Annotated in this window: 13 protein-coding genes and 1 pseudogene; 9 read left to right on the plus strand and 5 right to left on the minus strand. The window is 49.3% G+C overall.

The window, feature by feature from the left end:
- Nucleotides 1-185: 185 nt before the first annotated feature.
- Nucleotides 186-1,091, plus strand: a complete 906-nt coding sequence (gene ftsY / locus HZB62_14330; GenBank protein MBI5076327.1) for a signal recognition particle-docking protein FtsY — start codon at nucleotides 186-188, stop codon at nucleotides 1,089-1,091.
- Between the two features lie 111 nt (nucleotides 1,092-1,202).
- Nucleotides 1,203-1,691 carry an archease gene (locus tag HZB62_14335; protein ID MBI5076328.1) on the plus strand — a complete coding sequence of 163 codons (489 nt, stop codon included), beginning with the start codon at nucleotides 1,203-1,205 and terminating at the stop codon, nucleotides 1,689-1,691.
- A 22-nt stretch (nucleotides 1,692-1,713) separates the two neighbouring features.
- On the opposite strand, the gene HZB62_14340 is transcribed toward HZB62_14335, so the two are convergent.
- The gene (locus HZB62_14340; GenBank protein ID MBI5076329.1) at nucleotides 1,714-2,358 is read right to left on the minus strand and encodes a PAS domain-containing protein; all 645 of its coding nucleotides are present in this window, start codon (nucleotides 2,356-2,358) and stop codon (nucleotides 1,714-1,716) included.
- A 183-nt stretch (nucleotides 2,359-2,541) separates the two neighbouring features.
- Between HZB62_14340 and HZB62_14345 the strand changes: the two genes are divergently transcribed.
- The 7 genes and pseudogenes from HZB62_14345 to HZB62_14375 all read left to right on the plus strand — a co-directional run bounded on the left by HZB62_14345 (nucleotide 2,542) and on the right by HZB62_14375 (nucleotide 11,384).
- Nucleotides 2,542-4,833, plus strand: a complete 2,292-nt coding sequence (locus HZB62_14345) for a PAS domain-containing protein (GenBank protein ID MBI5076330.1) — start codon at nucleotides 2,542-2,544, stop codon at nucleotides 4,831-4,833.
- A 38-nt stretch (nucleotides 4,834-4,871) separates the two neighbouring features.
- Nucleotides 4,872-6,317, plus strand: a pseudogene (locus HZB62_14350) (RtcB family protein).
- Between the two features lie 133 nt (nucleotides 6,318-6,450).
- Nucleotides 6,451-7,275, plus strand: a complete 825-nt coding sequence (locus HZB62_14355) for a menaquinone biosynthesis protein (protein ID MBI5076331.1) — start codon at nucleotides 6,451-6,453, stop codon at nucleotides 7,273-7,275.
- 129 nt (nucleotides 7,276-7,404) lie between these two features.
- Entirely contained in the window at nucleotides 7,405-7,725 is a 321-nt protein-coding gene (locus HZB62_14360; protein MBI5076332.1) for a hypothetical protein, read from the plus strand.
- 117 nt (nucleotides 7,726-7,842) lie between these two features.
- Complete coding sequence (locus tag HZB62_14365) at nucleotides 7,843-9,294, plus strand: HAMP domain-containing protein (protein MBI5076333.1); 1,452 nt, start codon at nucleotides 7,843-7,845, stop codon at nucleotides 9,292-9,294.
- Between the two features lies 1 nt (nucleotide 9,295).
- A complete protein-coding gene (locus HZB62_14370) occupies nucleotides 9,296-10,675 on the plus strand; it encodes a sigma-54-dependent Fis family transcriptional regulator (protein MBI5076334.1) in 1,380 nt (459 codons plus the stop codon).
- A complete protein-coding gene (locus HZB62_14375; protein MBI5076335.1) occupies nucleotides 10,668-11,384 on the plus strand; it encodes a hypothetical protein in 717 nt (238 codons plus the stop codon). The genes HZB62_14370 and HZB62_14375 overlap by 8 nt, the downstream gene beginning before the upstream one ends.
- A 289-nt stretch (nucleotides 11,385-11,673) precedes the next feature.
- On the opposite strand, the gene HZB62_14380 is transcribed toward HZB62_14375, so the two are convergent.
- The 4 genes from HZB62_14380 to HZB62_14395 all read right to left on the minus strand — a co-directional run bounded on the left by HZB62_14380 (nucleotide 11,674) and on the right by HZB62_14395 (nucleotide 14,782).
- Entirely contained in the window at nucleotides 11,674-12,285 is a 612-nt protein-coding gene (locus tag HZB62_14380; GenBank protein ID MBI5076336.1) for a GyrI-like domain-containing protein, read from the minus strand.
- Nucleotides 12,286-12,386: 101 nt separating this feature from the next.
- Nucleotides 12,387-12,830: a hypothetical protein gene (locus HZB62_14385; GenBank protein MBI5076337.1), complete on the minus strand. Its 444-nt coding sequence runs from the start codon at nucleotides 12,828-12,830 to the stop codon at nucleotides 12,387-12,389.
- A 228-nt stretch (nucleotides 12,831-13,058) separates the two neighbouring features.
- Nucleotides 13,059-14,186 (minus strand): hypothetical protein, encoded by a 1,128-nt coding sequence (locus HZB62_14390; GenBank protein ID MBI5076338.1) that lies wholly within the window; start codon nucleotides 14,184-14,186, stop codon nucleotides 13,059-13,061.
- Between the two features lie 101 nt (nucleotides 14,187-14,287).
- Nucleotides 14,288-14,782 (minus strand): hypothetical protein, encoded by a 495-nt coding sequence (locus HZB62_14395; protein MBI5076339.1) that lies wholly within the window; start codon nucleotides 14,780-14,782, stop codon nucleotides 14,288-14,290.
- Nucleotides 14,783-15,035 lie beyond the last annotated feature (253 nt).

Here is a 15,035-nt window from a genome sequence, read left to right on the forward strand (position 1 = left end):
GCAGTTGCAGATGGTATCTCGTCAATTTCACGAGATTCGATTATAGTTCAAAAAATCCCTCCTAACCTCCCTTTGCCAAAGGGAGGGACAACACCCCTCTTTGACAAAGAGGGGCAAGGGGAGATTTTGTGATAATTGCCACCTGGTTCAGGGCAAACAAATTAACATTCAATACAGAGGTGCATATGGGATTATTTGATCGTCTAAAGCAGGGACTGACCAGGACCAAGCAGGGCTTTGTCGAAAAGGTCGAGTCGATCTTCAAGGGAAAGGCCATAGACAGCGAAACCCTTGAGGAACTGGAAGAGGCCCTTATCCTTGCAGACATCGGCGCAGGCAGCGCTTCCGAGATCGTTGAGCATCTCAGGGAGAAGGCAAGAAAAGGAGAGTTTGACGAATCCGGTTCTGTCAGGGATTTCCTGAAAAAAGAGCTCTCCAGCCTGTTAGGCAGAGGCCAGAAGCTGGTGCCCTTCGGAGAAAAGCCGTTTGTGATCCTGACCGTGGGCGTCAACGGCGCAGGCAAGACAACGACCATCGGCAAGCTCGCGAGCAGATTCAGGGACCAGGGGTATTCCGTGCTGCTTGCTGCCGGCGATACGTTCAGGGCAGCAGCGATCGAGCAGCTTGAGATCTGGGGGAACAGGACAAACGCCCAGGTGGTCAGGCATCAGAGCGGTTCAGACCCCTCGGCAGTGGCATTCGATGCGATCGAGGCTGCAAAGGCGCGGGGCACTGACATAGTGATCATCGACACCGCAGGCCGTCTGCATACCAAGAGCCCGCTCATGGAGGAGCTGAAAAAAGTGCGGCGCGTCTGCGATAAGGCAATGCAGGGTGCTCCGCATGAGGTGATGCTCATCGTTGACGCCACAACCGGCCAGAACGCGCTCAAACAGGCCCAGATCTTCAACGAGGCGGTCGGCGTGACTGCCATTGCCCTGACCAAGCTTGACGGCACTGCCAAAGGCGGCATCGTCTTTGCGATCAAGAAAGAGCTGAATATCCCGGTCAAGCTGATCGGTGTAGGTGAAAAAGTTGAAGACCTTCAGGATTTTGAACCGGATGAGTTCGTAAAAGCGCTGTTTGACTGACCGTTGATGCTTATGTCATCCATCAATAAATCTCCCCACCCCCTCTTTGCCAAAGAGGGGCAGTTTTCCTCCCTTTAGCAAAGGGAGGGGAGGAGGGATTTTATAGCTAACATGAAACAATTCGAACTCCTCGACATATCCGGTGATGCAGGCATCAGGGCCTTTGGCAAAGACCTTCCTGAACTTTTCATCAACGCAGCCGCAGGCATGTACGGTCTTATCACTGATCTCAGGGATATTCAGGCAGGGAAGACGCTCGAAATTTCGGTGAAAGGCAGCTCGCTGGAAGGGCTCCTCGTCTCTTTTCTGAACGAACTGATCTTCCATTTCGACACGTACGGGTTTACAGGAAAGAGTATCAGCATACAAAACTTCCAAGCTGGCAGGCCGGCAGGCCGGCACACTGGAGAGCCGGAAAGCGGTCAGGCTGACAAGCCGGCCGGCTTGCAGGCCTATAAGCTTAAGGCTGTAGTGACCGGCGAAGAGTTCGACCCTGAACGGCACAAGGGAAAATTACTGATCAAGGCCGCAACCTACCACAAACTGCTTATCGAAAAAACAGATGGGCTCTATCGGGCAGAGATTATTTTTGATATTTAGCTGTTCCAGCCCTGCCCGGCCATTATTTTTTATAATATTCCGGATATAATTTTTTTGCACAGCCCGGACAGATGCCATGGCTGAATTGGGCCTCAGAATGTTCATGGATATAGCTTTCGATCTGCTGCCAATACCCCTGGTCATCTCTGATCTTCTTGCAGGAAGCGCAGATAGGGAGAAAACCGCTCAATTGTTTGACCTTTGCAAGGGCGTTCTTGAGTTCTGATATAAGCATTTCCTTTTCTTCTTCCATGTTCTTTCGCACCGTAATATCCCGTGCAATATGGATACTGCCGACGACAGTGCCGGTAATATCGGTCCAGGGCGACGTTGTGACCAGGAACCAGCCCCCCAAATTCTGCTCGTAAACCTCCACGCTGTGGGTTGATCCATCCTGCAAAGTCCTGGTATGAGGACAAGAATCGGCAGGGCTCCCCTTCGCATGCACTGCCTCATAGCATGTTGCGCCGATACATTGCTCTTGTGAAAGGCCTAATCGTCCGGACATCTCCTTATTGATCCGAACGATCCGGTATTTGCTGTCTAAAATGCAGGACGCATCCGGGATCGCATCGAACAGTTTCTGCCAGTTCTCATCAGGCAAAAAAAGCTCTTCCTCTTTTCGCTTGCCGTTTTTGATCTTTAAAGGCTCCCGGTTGTGTTCCATAAAGATATTTTATCCTAAAATTATAATTATGAATAGCCGTAATGTGCACAGTTATCGTTGTTTTCTTTTATAATTGCAAAATAGCGGCAGCCTCGGTCAGGCGGATGGTATGATAGGATACAAATCAACAATGGGCTTATTTCAGCGTATGCATAAAAGCGTTATAAATTAAGGAGATATCGGATGCTGCAGGAACTGATCCTGATACTCACCCAATTCGGAGGCGGCCCGGGAGACCCGGCCAACAATGTCGTGCGTTTTCTTCTGGCTGCCTTTTTCTGGATCGTGCTTTTATTGGTCTCTTCCCGGATGTGGCGCACCTCAGCAGACCGCAGGCATCTTTATTTTTCGATCTCGGCCGCGGTCGGCGCCAGCAGGGAACTGTTCATGTTCAGTGCCGAATACGGCAGCTTCCGGGGATACATATCCTTCCCCACGATCTTCCGCTATTATCCGCCAATAGAGCACGCAGTTGCCATACTTTCGATCATCCTCATGGGGTACGCCTTTCTTCGCTTTTATTTCAGTTTTGAACGCCTCTCACGCATCTTCCTGATCTACAGTTCGCTCCTTACGGCAATTGTCTATATCATTATTGCCCCTCTCTGGACAAGATTCCTGGACGCAACTGCGCGGGCCTCGCTTGATGGCGCACTTTTTATCGGCGCTGCATTCCATGATTTTTCAGGGGACCTGATATTTCGTCTGTTAGGGGCACTTGTTTCCTTTCTGATCCTCGGCTCGTTCCTGTATTCAAAGACCGGAACAAAAAAGTTCCCGTGGCTGGCATTTATTGCATTCTTTTTCTTTTTTATGGATGACGCTCTTCAGGCGGTAAATGATCTGAACGCTGATCGTTATGCGCCTGTATTTGCCCCGCTGCGCCACAACCTTCATATTTGGGCCATCGCACTTCTTGTGGGGGTCTACTGGTGGGAGATCACTCAGGAGCTGAAAATTAAGCGGCAGTTCCTCCAAAGCATGCTGGATGCCATTCCTGACATGATCTTTTATAAAGACACTCAGGGCGCTTACCTGGGCTGCAACCAGAACTATGCCGCCACTATTATCGGCAGGCCAAAAGATCAGATCGTCGGCCGCGCCGAATCCGATTTTATTGCAGACCCTGAACTGGCACAGTTCCTCCGCAAGACCGATCTGGACTGTATCAGTACAAATACATCCCGCTCTGACGAACGGCTGCACACCCTGGCAGACGGCAGGAGAGTGCTCCTGGAGACCATCCGGACCCCATTTCTTGATAATGAGGGAAAGATAGGCGGCCTGATAGGCATCTCCCGCGACATCACCGAACGCAGACACCTTGAGGAACAGCTTCGCCATTCCCAAAAAATGGAGGTGATAGGACAGCTTGCCGGCGGGGTGGCCCACGACTTCAATAATATCCTCTCCGTGATCACCGGGTACGGCGAATTGGCGCTCATGCGCATAGAAAAGGATGATCCGCTGCGTCCTAATATCGAACATATACAGGCCGCGGCAGAGCGGGCAGCCCGTCTGACCGGGAGCCTCCTCGCGTTCAGCCACAAACAGCCGCTTAATGTTAAGGTATTCGATCTGAATCCGGTCCTCCATAATATTGAAAAGTGGCTTAAGAGGATCATCGGCGAAGATATAGACCTTAGTATAGCCTTCGCAGATGAACCCCTCACGGTTTCTGCCGACAGCGGCCAGATCGAGCAGATTATGATGAATCTGGCTGCCAATGCCAGAGATGCAATGCCGGGCGGAGGATCGCTGGTCATGCAATTGCAGCGCTATGAACTGGACTCCTCCTTTGTTGAAATCCACCGCTATGGAACGCCAGGGCAATATGCCATGCTCATCGTTTCTGACACCGGCAGGGGTATGGACGAAACGACCCGGCAAAAGATATTTGAGCCTTTTTTTACCACCAAAGCGATGGGGAAAGGGACAGGTCTCGGCCTGGCTATCGTATACGGGATCGTCAAACAGCACAACGGCTTTATTAATGTGTACAGCGAGTTAGGGAAAGGAACTGTATTCAAGGTCTATATTCCTCTTTGCGATGCCGGGATAAGCTATGAGGGCATTTTAGCCCCCTCCTTGCAATTGAAGGGCAGAGAAACAATCCTGGTTGCAGAAGATGACGAGCATGTGCGCGGAGTCGTGCTGGCGACACTGAAAAAATTCGACTATGACATAATCCTTGCTGAAGACGGGCAGGATGCTGTTGAAAAGTTCAAGAAGAATGCTGACAGGATCCAGCTCATCCTGATGGACATCATCATGCCAGGGCTGAATGGCAAAGATGCGGCCGAACAGATCAGGCAGATCCAGCCGGATGCCGCAATTCTCTTTACCAGTGGATATACCGCGGACATCATTCAGGGGCGGGGAGAACTTGACGCAGGAGAAGAACTCATCATGAAACCGGTCAAACCTGCTGAACTGTTGCGAAGGATCCGGAAGATGCTCGATGATAAGCAATAGACTGCCTCATGAGAGAGATTTTCAAGAAAGGAGAACCCATGTCTCTTGAAAAACTGAAACGGCTTGATGACACGAGACTTGAGGTGCCGGTCTCATACAGGGACGGCATGCAGGTCCCCGGCATTATCTATGTTGACAGGACCCTTGAAAAGGATCTGGAGGCATCAGCCATCGAGCAGGTGGCGAATGTTGCCACGCTTCCCGGCATAGTCAGGGCATCCCTTGCCATGCCAGATATCCATAACGGGTATGGGTTTCCGATAGGCGGCGTTGCAGCCTTTGACCTGCAGGACGGGATTGTCTCGCCCGGAGGCGTCGGTTACGACATAAACTGAGGCGTCCGCCTCCTCAGGAGCAACCTGATGAAACAGGACCTGCTCCCGCGGATCAGGGACCTCGTCGAGGTCCTGTACAGGGAGATTCCCTCAGGTGTCGGATCCAAGGGCAAGATACGCCTCAGCCTCGGTGACGAGAAACAGGTGCTGATCAAAGGCGCACGATGGGCTGTAGAAAGCGGGTATGGTGAAGCATCCGACCTTGAACGTATCGAATCCCACGGCTGCATTGAGGGCGCTGACCCAACACTAATCAGCAGCAAGGCATACGAGCGCGGACAGGCGCAGCAGGGAACGTTAGGTTCAGGCAACCATTTCCTTGAGATACAGTATGTTGACAAGATCTATGATGATCGGGCAGCTGACGGATTTGGGCTTTTTGAAGGACAGGTAACGATCATGATCCATACAGGATCGAGGGGATTCGGCCACCAGGTATGCACTGACTTTCTGGAGGTGATGGAGCGCGCAGCAAAGAAATACCGGATCACGCTCCATGATAAAGAGCTTGCCTGTGCGCCGGTATCGAGTCCGGAAGCCCAGGACTATCTTGGCGCCATGCGTGCTGCCGCAAACTATGCCTGGGCCAACAGACAGTGCATCATGCATTGGACACGTGAGGCCTTTATGAAGGCATTGGGCGCCTCTCCCAGGGAACTTGGCATGCAGCTTATCTACGATGTTGCCCATAACATCGCTAAGATCGAAGAGCATACAGTACATGGTCAAAAGAAGAAGCTCGTGGTGCATAGGAAGGGAGCTACGCGGGCGTTCCCTCCGGGACATCCTGAACTGCCTGATGCATACCGGCATCTCGGCCAGCCGGTCCTGATCCCCGGCGACATGGGAAGGGCATCCTATGTTCTGTCAGGCACAGAAAAGGCAATGCAGGAGACCTTCGGTTCGACCTGCCATGGCGCCGGCAGAGTAATGTCGCGCCACCAGGCAATACGCCGCGCAAAGGGCCGTGCAATCTGGCGGGAAATGGAAGACAAGGGCATCATCGTGCGGTCAGCAGGAAGGGAGACGCTTGCTGAAGAGATGTCAGAGGCATACAAGGATATCTCAAATGTCGTGGATGTGGTGCATAAAGCAGGGATATCGACAAAAGTGGCGCGCTTGCGGCCGATGGGAGTGGTGAAGGGATGAAAAAAGACAGCGGTCAGTTATCAGCTGTCAGCTATCAGCATGGCAACAAACCGCCTGCTTTGATCCATCGCCTTCTTGTTGTTTTCTCCATGCTGAATTCTGTCTTCTGTATTCTATATGCTAAGGTATTTTCATGAAACTCAGAATCGGCAAGATCTCCTATGCCAATGTCTGGCCCATCTTTTATATGCTTGAAAAAGAGGCAGACTGCTCGTCCTATGAGTTCCTTGAGGGCGTGCCCTCAGCCCTCAATCAGATGCTCAGGCAGGGCAGCATCGATATCAGCCCTTCCTCTTCCATCGAATATCTGAAGAACCCGGACATATACGATATCATCGAAAACCATTCGATCGATTCGAACGGGCCGGTTGGAAGCGTCCTGCTCTTCAGCAAAAAACCGCTGGAAGAACTTGAAGGAGAGACGATCCTGACGACCTCCCAGTCTGAGACATCCATTGCCCTGCTTCAGATAATCTGCAGGAAATTTTACGGGCTCACCTGCAGCTATGCACCGTCAGCAGAACCGATCGGAAACGCGATCGCGACTCATGCAGCATATCTCCTGATCGGCGATGACGCACTCACCCAGTCAGGGAAGTGGCCTGACCTGCATATCTATGATCTGGGGCAGCTCTGGACCGAACATACCGGACTTCCCTTCACCTATGCGCTCTGGCTTTTGAGAAAGGAAAGCCGCAGGGAAAAAGAAGCACTCATCAAAAGATTTGTGATCGATCTTGAAGGCGCCCGGCAGCGTGCGCTGGCCGATCTCGCTGGCATTGCAGCAGTATCGCCCTTCAGAGGCATACTCTCAGAGACGCAGCTCGTCGATTACTGGAGGGGCATATCCTATTCCTTCGGTGCCGACCATAAGAAAGGGTTCGATCTCTTCAGGCAGTACGCCTCAGAACTCGGCCTGCTTTCTCCTTCTTCCCGAAAAAGAAGCCTGTTTCCCTAAAGCGGAATTTTTCTCTTGCATAGCATGCCGTTTTTATTGTATTTTTTTATGGCATAAAATTTGTAATTGTACTTATTGGATTACTTACTAAGCAGAGATTTATTCCAACATAAAAGGAGGTGAAGTATTATGAAGAAAGTTTTGGCACTTATTATTGCTCTCATGTTCGCATTTGCCGTCACAGCAGCTTTTGCTGCAGATGCTCCGAAGGCTGAGGAGAAGAAAGCTCCTGCAAAGGCTGAAGAGAAGAAAGCTGACGACAAGGCTGTAGACAAGAAAGCCGCAAAGAAGGCAAAGAAGACAAAGGATGCTCCGAAGGCTGAAGACAAAAAGGCTGCTGCTCCTGCAAAGGTGGAGGAAAAGAAGCCTGCTGCTCCTGCACCTGCTGCAGCTCCGAAAGCTGAAGAGAAGAAGCCCGCTGCTCCTGCAAAGAAGTCAGCCGGTTACTAATTTTTATTGAGCCTCAAAACAGAAAGACCTTCCCGGAGCAGACGCTCCGGGAAGGTCTTCTCATACTAAGACCGTTCTGCATTGACAGACCGGAGCGGATTCCTTAACAATAACACCATGCAGATTATCAGAAACAGGATCCGGGACTATTTTCTCAGACTTTCCCTGAACCAGAAACTCGTGGCCATGATGTTGATGCTCAGCATCATATTGCTGACCATCTATTTCTTTCTCTATCTCCAGACAGAAAAGGCGATGTACCGCGAGTTCGAGAACCAGACCGTGGAACTGTCCAAGGCTATTCAGGTCGGCGTAGAAGAAGTGACCAGCACTGGCGCAACTGATGAAAAAAGGCTTCAGGACTATCTGAAGAAGCTGAATACACGGGGGGTCAAAGAGATCTCGATCATCAACAACAGTTCTGACAAGATAATCTCCAGTACGAACCCGGTCAAGGTCGGGAAAGACGTTTCTGCCAAACGGAAAGAACTGATCGTCAAGGCCGAACTCGGAGAGACCGTTGCCGGCGAAGGCCATGCATATAATGTCATCATCCCTGTTGTTGCAGGAGAAAAGCATTTTGGCTATATCCATCTGACGATCAATACCGACGATTTTTCTGCGTTTTCGCGAAAGCGTCTTTTTGCCAGGCTCTTCGCCGTCATTTTCGTCTTCGGCATCGGCATGCTCCTGACCGTGTACCTTGCCAAGAGCTATACCAAACCGATCGAAGAGGTTGTGCGGGTGGCTCAAAGCGTTGCAGCAGGCAATCTGAATCATGAGCTGAACGCTGACAGGAAAGATGAGATAGGGAAACTGGCACAGAGCTTCAATTTCATGGTCGAGCGTCTCAGAGAACAGCGCGACCTCGAGGAGAAGCTGAGAAAGGCAGAACACCTTGCAGGCATCGGTCAGTTCGCTACAAGCATTGCCCATGAGATCAAGAACCCGCTTAATTTTATCAGCCTTTCGATCGACCTGATCAGGGAAAAATATAAACCGGCGGACAGCGCTACGCAGGGGAATTTCGACTCCATGATCGTGAACATCAAAAAAGAGATCCAGCGGGTGAGCAGGTTTGCCGAGAGTTTCCTTGAATATGGAAGACCGCTTGAACTGAACCGCCAGTTGACCGACATGGGCAAGCTTATCGATGAAGTGATCGATCTTGTGACGGTCAAGGCACAGATGGAGAATATCGAGATCCGGAAGTCCTTCGAATCACTGCCGGAGCTTTTCGTTGACCCTGAGTTCATCAAGACCTGCCTGTACAACATCATCCTCAATGCGTTTCAGGCAATGCCGGCAGGAGGAATACTTGCCGTCACGACAAAACAGCATCTCAACAGTTTTCTCTTCATCATCGAAGATACCGGCATCGGCATTCCCGAGGACAGCATATCACGGGTCTTTGACCCCTTCTTTACAACAAAGACCACGGGGCTTGGACTGGGACTTGCCTTGACCAAAAGGGTCATTGAAGAACATAAGGGCAAGGTCGAAATAGAAAGCGAAAATGGCAGAGGCACCACCTTTACCATAACCCTGCCGTTGGAAAGAGAGGCATGATATGGCAGTGATCCTCGTTGTTGACGACGAACCCCTGCAGCGGGATATCCTGAAGACAATCCTTGACGATGAGGGATACGAAACGCATACCGCGGCATCAGGAGAAGAAGCGCTCAGGACCATCGGGAAATTCCATCCTGATGTGATCCTCACCGATCTCAAAATGGAAGGCATGGGCGGCATAGAACTTCTTGCAGCAGCGCGGGCCGAGGACTCTTCTCTGACATTCATTGTTATGACAGCCCACGGCACAGTCGGCTCAGCGGTCGAAGCGATGAAAAAGGGCGCATTTGACTATCTCCAGAAGCCGCTCGAAAAGGACAACCTGCTCATTACCGTCAGGCGGGCAACTGAACATGCTGAACTCCTGAAAGAGAACCTGCAGCTCAAGAAAGAACTCTATGACCGGTTCAGGATGGAAGGCATTGTCGGCAGATCACCGAAGATGCAGGACGCGATCGAGATCATGAAGAAGGTCTCAGGCAGCCCGGCAACGGTGCTGATCATCGGGGAGAGCGGAACCGGAAAAGAGCTGATAGCACGGGCGATCCATTATAACAGCCCGCGTCGCACCAAGCCGTTTATCGCGCTGAATTGCGCTGCCATACCCGAGAATTTATTTGAGAGCGAGCTGTTCGGTTATGAGCCGGGTGCCTTCACCGGCGCCTCGGCACGCAAGATCGGCCTTTTCGAGGCGGCAAACAACGGCACGCTCTTCCTTGACGAGATCGGCGATATGCCGCTCATGATGCAGTCAAAACTGCTCCGGGTCCTTCAGGACAGGGAGATCAGAAGACTTGGCGGCAAGGACCCCATCAAGATCGACGTCAGGATCATCACCGCAACGAACAAGGACCTGGTAAAGGAACTCTCGAAGGGAGGGTTCAGGGAGGATCTGTACTACCGGCTCAAGGTCGTTACGATCCAGCTTCCGCCGCTCAGAGAACGGAAGGAGGACATACCGGCGCTGGTGGAATTTTTCAGGGCAAAATACAACAGCGAGTTCGGCAAGCGTATAAAGGGTGTTGACCAGCCCTCGCTTAAGGCGCTTGTTGAATATTCCTGGCCGGGCAACATCCGGCAGCTGGAATCGGTCATCGAACGCGCAGTCATCATGAGCGATCATGATGCGATCAGCCTGAAAGATATAAAAAGCGAACTCGGTAATTCTCAGCCTGCCGAACTCTTTGATTTTGATCTCGGCGACAACGGCATTAATTTCGAAGAGCTCGAGAAGAACCTCTTGAAGAAGGCGATGGCCAGATCGAACGGAGTTGTTGCCAAGGCCGCAAAGCTTCTCGGCATGAGCTACAAGACCTTCTGGTACCGCTGGGAAAAGATCAGCATGGAGCCTGCCTCAAAAAAAGCTGCTGATGAATAATTCGGATCATCCCGCCCGGCTCATCTCAGACCAGCTCAGCCTCCCCTTTCTCCGCGATGAACATGCTCTGCGCTCTTCCCTGAAGAAACTGTTAGGAAAAGATATCGGGCTCACCCTTACCGACAACAGGACAAGCATGCTTTCAATAAGAAAGGAATCGGAAAAGCTCAGTCTCCGCATGCACCGAATATTTCTTGAAGCAGAAGAAGCTGTTATCCGGGCAGTTGCCGACTTTATCAAAAACAGGAGGTCTGCCCGTCCGGTGCTTCAGGCCTTTATTCGCGCTCAGAGCAGTTCACTGAGATCCCGGACACCGCGGAAAAGGACAGCCTTGCTCAGGACAGAAGGGGCCTGCCACTGCCTTGCGTCATTGTTCGATAATGTCAATGCCGCCTATTTTCAGGGAGAGATTACTGCCTCGATCACCTGGGGCAGGAGGGCGTCCGGCAGGAGAACCCGGCGCGTGACGCTTGGGAGCTATTGCCGGGATTCCGGAACCATCAGAATTAACCCTCTGCTTGACCGGCAGACCGTGCCGTCTTTCTTCCTTGAGTTCATCATCTACCATGAAATGCTCCATGCGTCCCTGGGCACGGTGGTCAGAAATGGAAGGCGCTCAGTCCATTTCAGGGAGTTCCGCCAACGAGAAAAGCAGTTCGCCGCCTATGAGCAGGCGATCGTCTGGGAGAAAGAACACCTCGCCAGGTGATCTGCATTGTTCCTACTGAAGCTGCTCAGGTTGTTTAGACTGTAGTCTGTAAGTATAGACTAACGACTAAACAGTTTCAGACTAAAAACCTATTAGTCTAAACACCTACAGACTATCTACCTATCCTCTAACAAATTATGAAAAAAAGTTAATCCAATATTCATCTCAACTTCAGAGAGATTGCATAACATATGTATCCGAGAATACCTCGGAACCCTCCATTACCCTCGGGCCCTGCAATGCAGGGCCCCTTTTTTTGACTCACAGCGTTGAAAACCCCTTCATCTCATCATGACATGGGTTGTCTGACAATCGTTTTCCACTTTTCCGGTGCTGCCCGTCTTATATCACTTAAATAGATTTCGTGGTGCTTGCCAACCCTGCTGCTGCCATTATCTTCTATGAACAGATGCACCTTCTCAATGGTCGGCCCCTCAGCTGAGAAGGGTCCAATATGCATTATTTGCGCGGCCTTTCCCTCCCTGAACGTTTCGAATCTTACCAAAGACAGGGAAACAGGCTTTTTCTTCCTTTCCACCTCTTCCGTTGCCTTATTGACCATTTTCAGTGTAATGAACGCCGGTTGCATGAGCATCAAAGTCCACTTCCAGGCAGCCTTGTTTCCTTTACTGAATGCGGACATATCATCAGACCACCAAAGGGCTTCGAGCGGCAATACGCCATAGTCGACACCCATTTCGCCTTTTTTGACCATGAACTTCAGCGTGTAGGAAACAGAATAGAGCGCTTCGATCGCATCACTGAATGCTTGCGAGGTGTTTGGGTCCCCCTCACCGTCAACCATTAAGAAGTTCATTTCAGGCACATTCACAATTTCAACTTTTTGGGCTGATGGCCCATAGAGGTGTTTAAGCTGTTTTTTGTAGTCTATTTTTTCCATTTCCTTTGCCAACACGTCACATTCTCATTTTATACTCCCAACGCCCGAAGTAACTCGAGAGGCGAAGCCGAATCGGGTTGAGATATGTGTTATGCAGATTATTATTCATTGTTGTCTGAAGTGCTCGGCAATACGTCGACTCGCCACGAGTCGCCTTCTTTGACAAGCTCAATTTTGCTTTTGTATTGAAATGCCTTTGACTCACCCGAGTAATATTCGTATAAAATTACCGGAAAGACAATTCGCTTCGAATTTATTTCTTTGCCGTTCCCGATTTCGAAGGAAATGTGGCGCGGATTACTGAGGCCTGACATGTATTGTATGAACCAATCTTCATTATTTTCTTTCTTGAGTTTAGTTGATAGGTTCGCCGAAATAAGTTTATTGCCTGAATCGGCATCACGTTTTGACCATGCAACAAGAAAATCATTTGCCGTTTCCAATGCCTGGACGTAGGTTGCTGAAACAATTGGCGCAGTCACTTTGCCTTCTGCGATAGGAACAAACAGAATCAGGCTGATTATTAAAATTGTCTTAGTTATCATATTATCGTTATGCATAATGCGGCAGTTGAGCGGCCCCGAAGGGGGTCTGACTCGAACTCCTGGTTCTCCCGAGCGTTAGCGAGCGGAAACCAGAAGTTCGTCCGCTCAACTGCCGCATTCTGCGCTCGCGAAGCGAGCGGAGAACTGATGAGTTAAGCGGGTTCCCCGCTTGAACGATTGGTTATAGATAGTCATCCTTGTCCAATGTCGAGGTGCGACCCCTCTGCACTATTCCACATCATCATTGTGAATAAATCCATAAAGAAATACGTCCTTTTCGTAATGGGTAACATGCCAATATGGCCCATCGTCCTCAAACCCTTCTACTCGATAATCAGTTTCAATCTTTTGCATGCCCGGGGGTATTGCGCCGATTATTTTTGAGTTTCTATCAGCTTTTTCAAAGACAGAAACATTATCTTGGCGTAATGTAAGTTGATAACGACCATATCCTGAAGTTCTAATGCCCTCACGCGTCTTATGAATAGCCAGAATGATATCTAAAGTTGCTGAAAAGATATATTCAAGCTTATCAGCGAGTAAGTCTCTATCTAACTTAGCGAAGTCATGTTTTACAATCCACTTGCCATCCGTAGTCTTGAATACTTCAGGTGTTAGCCTCCAAACATTCCAAAATGCGGTAGTATCGACGCCATTGGTTAGCAGCTCTTGGTTTATACGGCTATGGTCATAAACTATGTAGTCTGTAGGTTCTTTAACATTCTTATCAATATACTCCTTGTTTTGCGTGTAATAAGGTGCATATGTAAAGCCCGCAAGAAGCCCCATAGGCTTACCGTCCTTGTATTCTGAAATGCTGTAATCTTTTTCGATTGCAAGAAAGATAGCCTTCCGACAGTTGATTGCACAATTTTCCATCTCATTTTTTTCAAGGTCAGCTTTTGCTTCCAGTAGCAAGGTTTTTGTCGCACCATCTTTCAGTAAATCGATTGCACATATTGTAGAGAATGACGCACCTAATAGCTCCAACGATACTTCGTCAAAAAACTCATGAACTGCAACAGTCAGGCGCTCGCACTCATCACGCTCAGGTTGGATGCCATAGTGTTTCGAGTCTACTCTCAGTCTATTGAGACGCAACAACTTCACTCTAAATGGAAGTTCTTTTGGTGCAATTTTATCATTAATTGCAACAAAATATTTATCAAATTTAGTGTTCTGATCAATAGCGGCGTTTACGTGCTCAGCAACTGCAATTAAGAATGCCTCGACACTGTCTTGAAAAAGATTTACTGCAGAGAAAAGGTAAAGATCATTTTTTGAGCGAAGACTTGATAGTCCAAGTTCATACAAATGCCTTGCCAATGATATTCTACGTATTATCTCAATGTCCATATGTCTTTAATCATCTCAGGCTAACGCCGAGGCTAACCAGAGAGGGGGATATGAATAATAAAAAAGTCCGACAGCTACCCCGAATCTGGTTGAGCCGTTTGTTAACTGCTTCCGTCATCTTTTTTCTTCACTTCAAAGGCGGCGGTATTTTGAAGAACCCGTAGAAATTCAGTCTGAATCTTCCCTTGCATCTCCGCTTGGTCAACGTGACCTTGTGGAATATAAAACTTATCAATGTCAGTCTGTTGTAGATTTTTATAGCCCAAGTCTTCAGCAATCGCGGATAGCAGTTCAAGATATTTGTGCTTCTGATTCTCTAATGCCCTTGAATCAGGTATTGTTTGGCAGAGAAACTCATAATATTCATGCCAAAGTCGGATTACCTTATCATTGGCATGAAAAATTACATCCAGTGTATTCAGGGCCTCAACCAGGGCAAAGCTTATTGGGATGGATTTGCGATGGCCCATTAAGGTCAGGAATACCTTATGTTTGATTTCCTGTTTTTCTTTTTGCCTTTGATAGGCCAGTGTAATGATGACGGCGATAACCGGGCCAACAATGACCGCGATAATATTCATGGTTTGATTGTCCATTATTTGCCTCCATTTTTATTTTTATTGCCAGTTAACAAGTTATTATCTAGTTACAGAAATGCATCTATATATAGATACATGCATCTACAGATATATGCTTGCATCTACCCGTAGAGAGGTCTTGTCAATAGGTGTGTAAAAAGCCATCAGGCGGCCATCCTTTCAAGCACCTTCGATTCGCATTTCATAATCCCGTCGACAAACTGTTTTTCTTCGTAAACATTCTGCAATAACCCATAACCCTTCAATGCTC

The sequence above is a fragment of the Nitrospirota bacterium genome (genome assembly GCA_016214855.1).
GTDB lineage: Bacteria > Nitrospirota > Thermodesulfovibrionia > Thermodesulfovibrionales > UBA6898 > UBA6898.

Excerpts from the sequence above, each read along its gene's own strand:
- HZB62_14335 (MBI5076328.1), top strand. The coding sequence starts at position 1,203 with ATGAAACAATTCGAACTCCTCGACATATCCGGTGATGCAGGCATCAGG.
- HZB62_14345 (MBI5076330.1), top strand. The coding sequence starts at position 2,542 with ATGCTGCAGGAACTGATCCTGATACTCACCCAATTCGGAGGCGGCCCG.
- HZB62_14340 (MBI5076329.1), bottom strand. The coding sequence starts at position 2,358 with ATGGAACACAACCGGGAGCCTTTAAAGATCAAAAACGGCAAGCGAAAA.
- HZB62_14385 (MBI5076337.1), bottom strand. The coding sequence starts at position 12,830 with ATGATAACTAAGACAATTTTAATAATCAGCCTGATTCTGTTTGTTCCT.
- HZB62_14380 (MBI5076336.1), bottom strand. The coding sequence starts at position 12,285 with ATGGAAAAAATAGACTACAAAAAACAGCTTAAACACCTCTATGGGCCA.
- HZB62_14360 (MBI5076332.1), top strand. The coding sequence starts at position 7,405 with ATGAAGAAAGTTTTGGCACTTATTATTGCTCTCATGTTCGCATTTGCC.
- HZB62_14390 (MBI5076338.1), bottom strand. The coding sequence starts at position 14,186 with ATGGACATTGAGATAATACGTAGAATATCATTGGCAAGGCATTTGTAT.
- HZB62_14355 (MBI5076331.1), top strand. The coding sequence starts at position 6,451 with ATGAAACTCAGAATCGGCAAGATCTCCTATGCCAATGTCTGGCCCATC.
- ftsY (MBI5076327.1), top strand. The coding sequence starts at position 186 with ATGGGATTATTTGATCGTCTAAAGCAGGGACTGACCAGGACCAAGCAG.
- HZB62_14395 (MBI5076339.1), bottom strand. The coding sequence starts at position 14,782 with ATGGACAATCAAACCATGAATATTATCGCGGTCATTGTTGGCCCGGTT.
- HZB62_14365 (MBI5076333.1), top strand. The coding sequence starts at position 7,843 with ATGCAGATTATCAGAAACAGGATCCGGGACTATTTTCTCAGACTTTCC.
- HZB62_14375 (MBI5076335.1), top strand. The coding sequence starts at position 10,668 with ATGAATAATTCGGATCATCCCGCCCGGCTCATCTCAGACCAGCTCAGC.
- HZB62_14370 (MBI5076334.1), top strand. The coding sequence starts at position 9,296 with ATGGCAGTGATCCTCGTTGTTGACGACGAACCCCTGCAGCGGGATATC.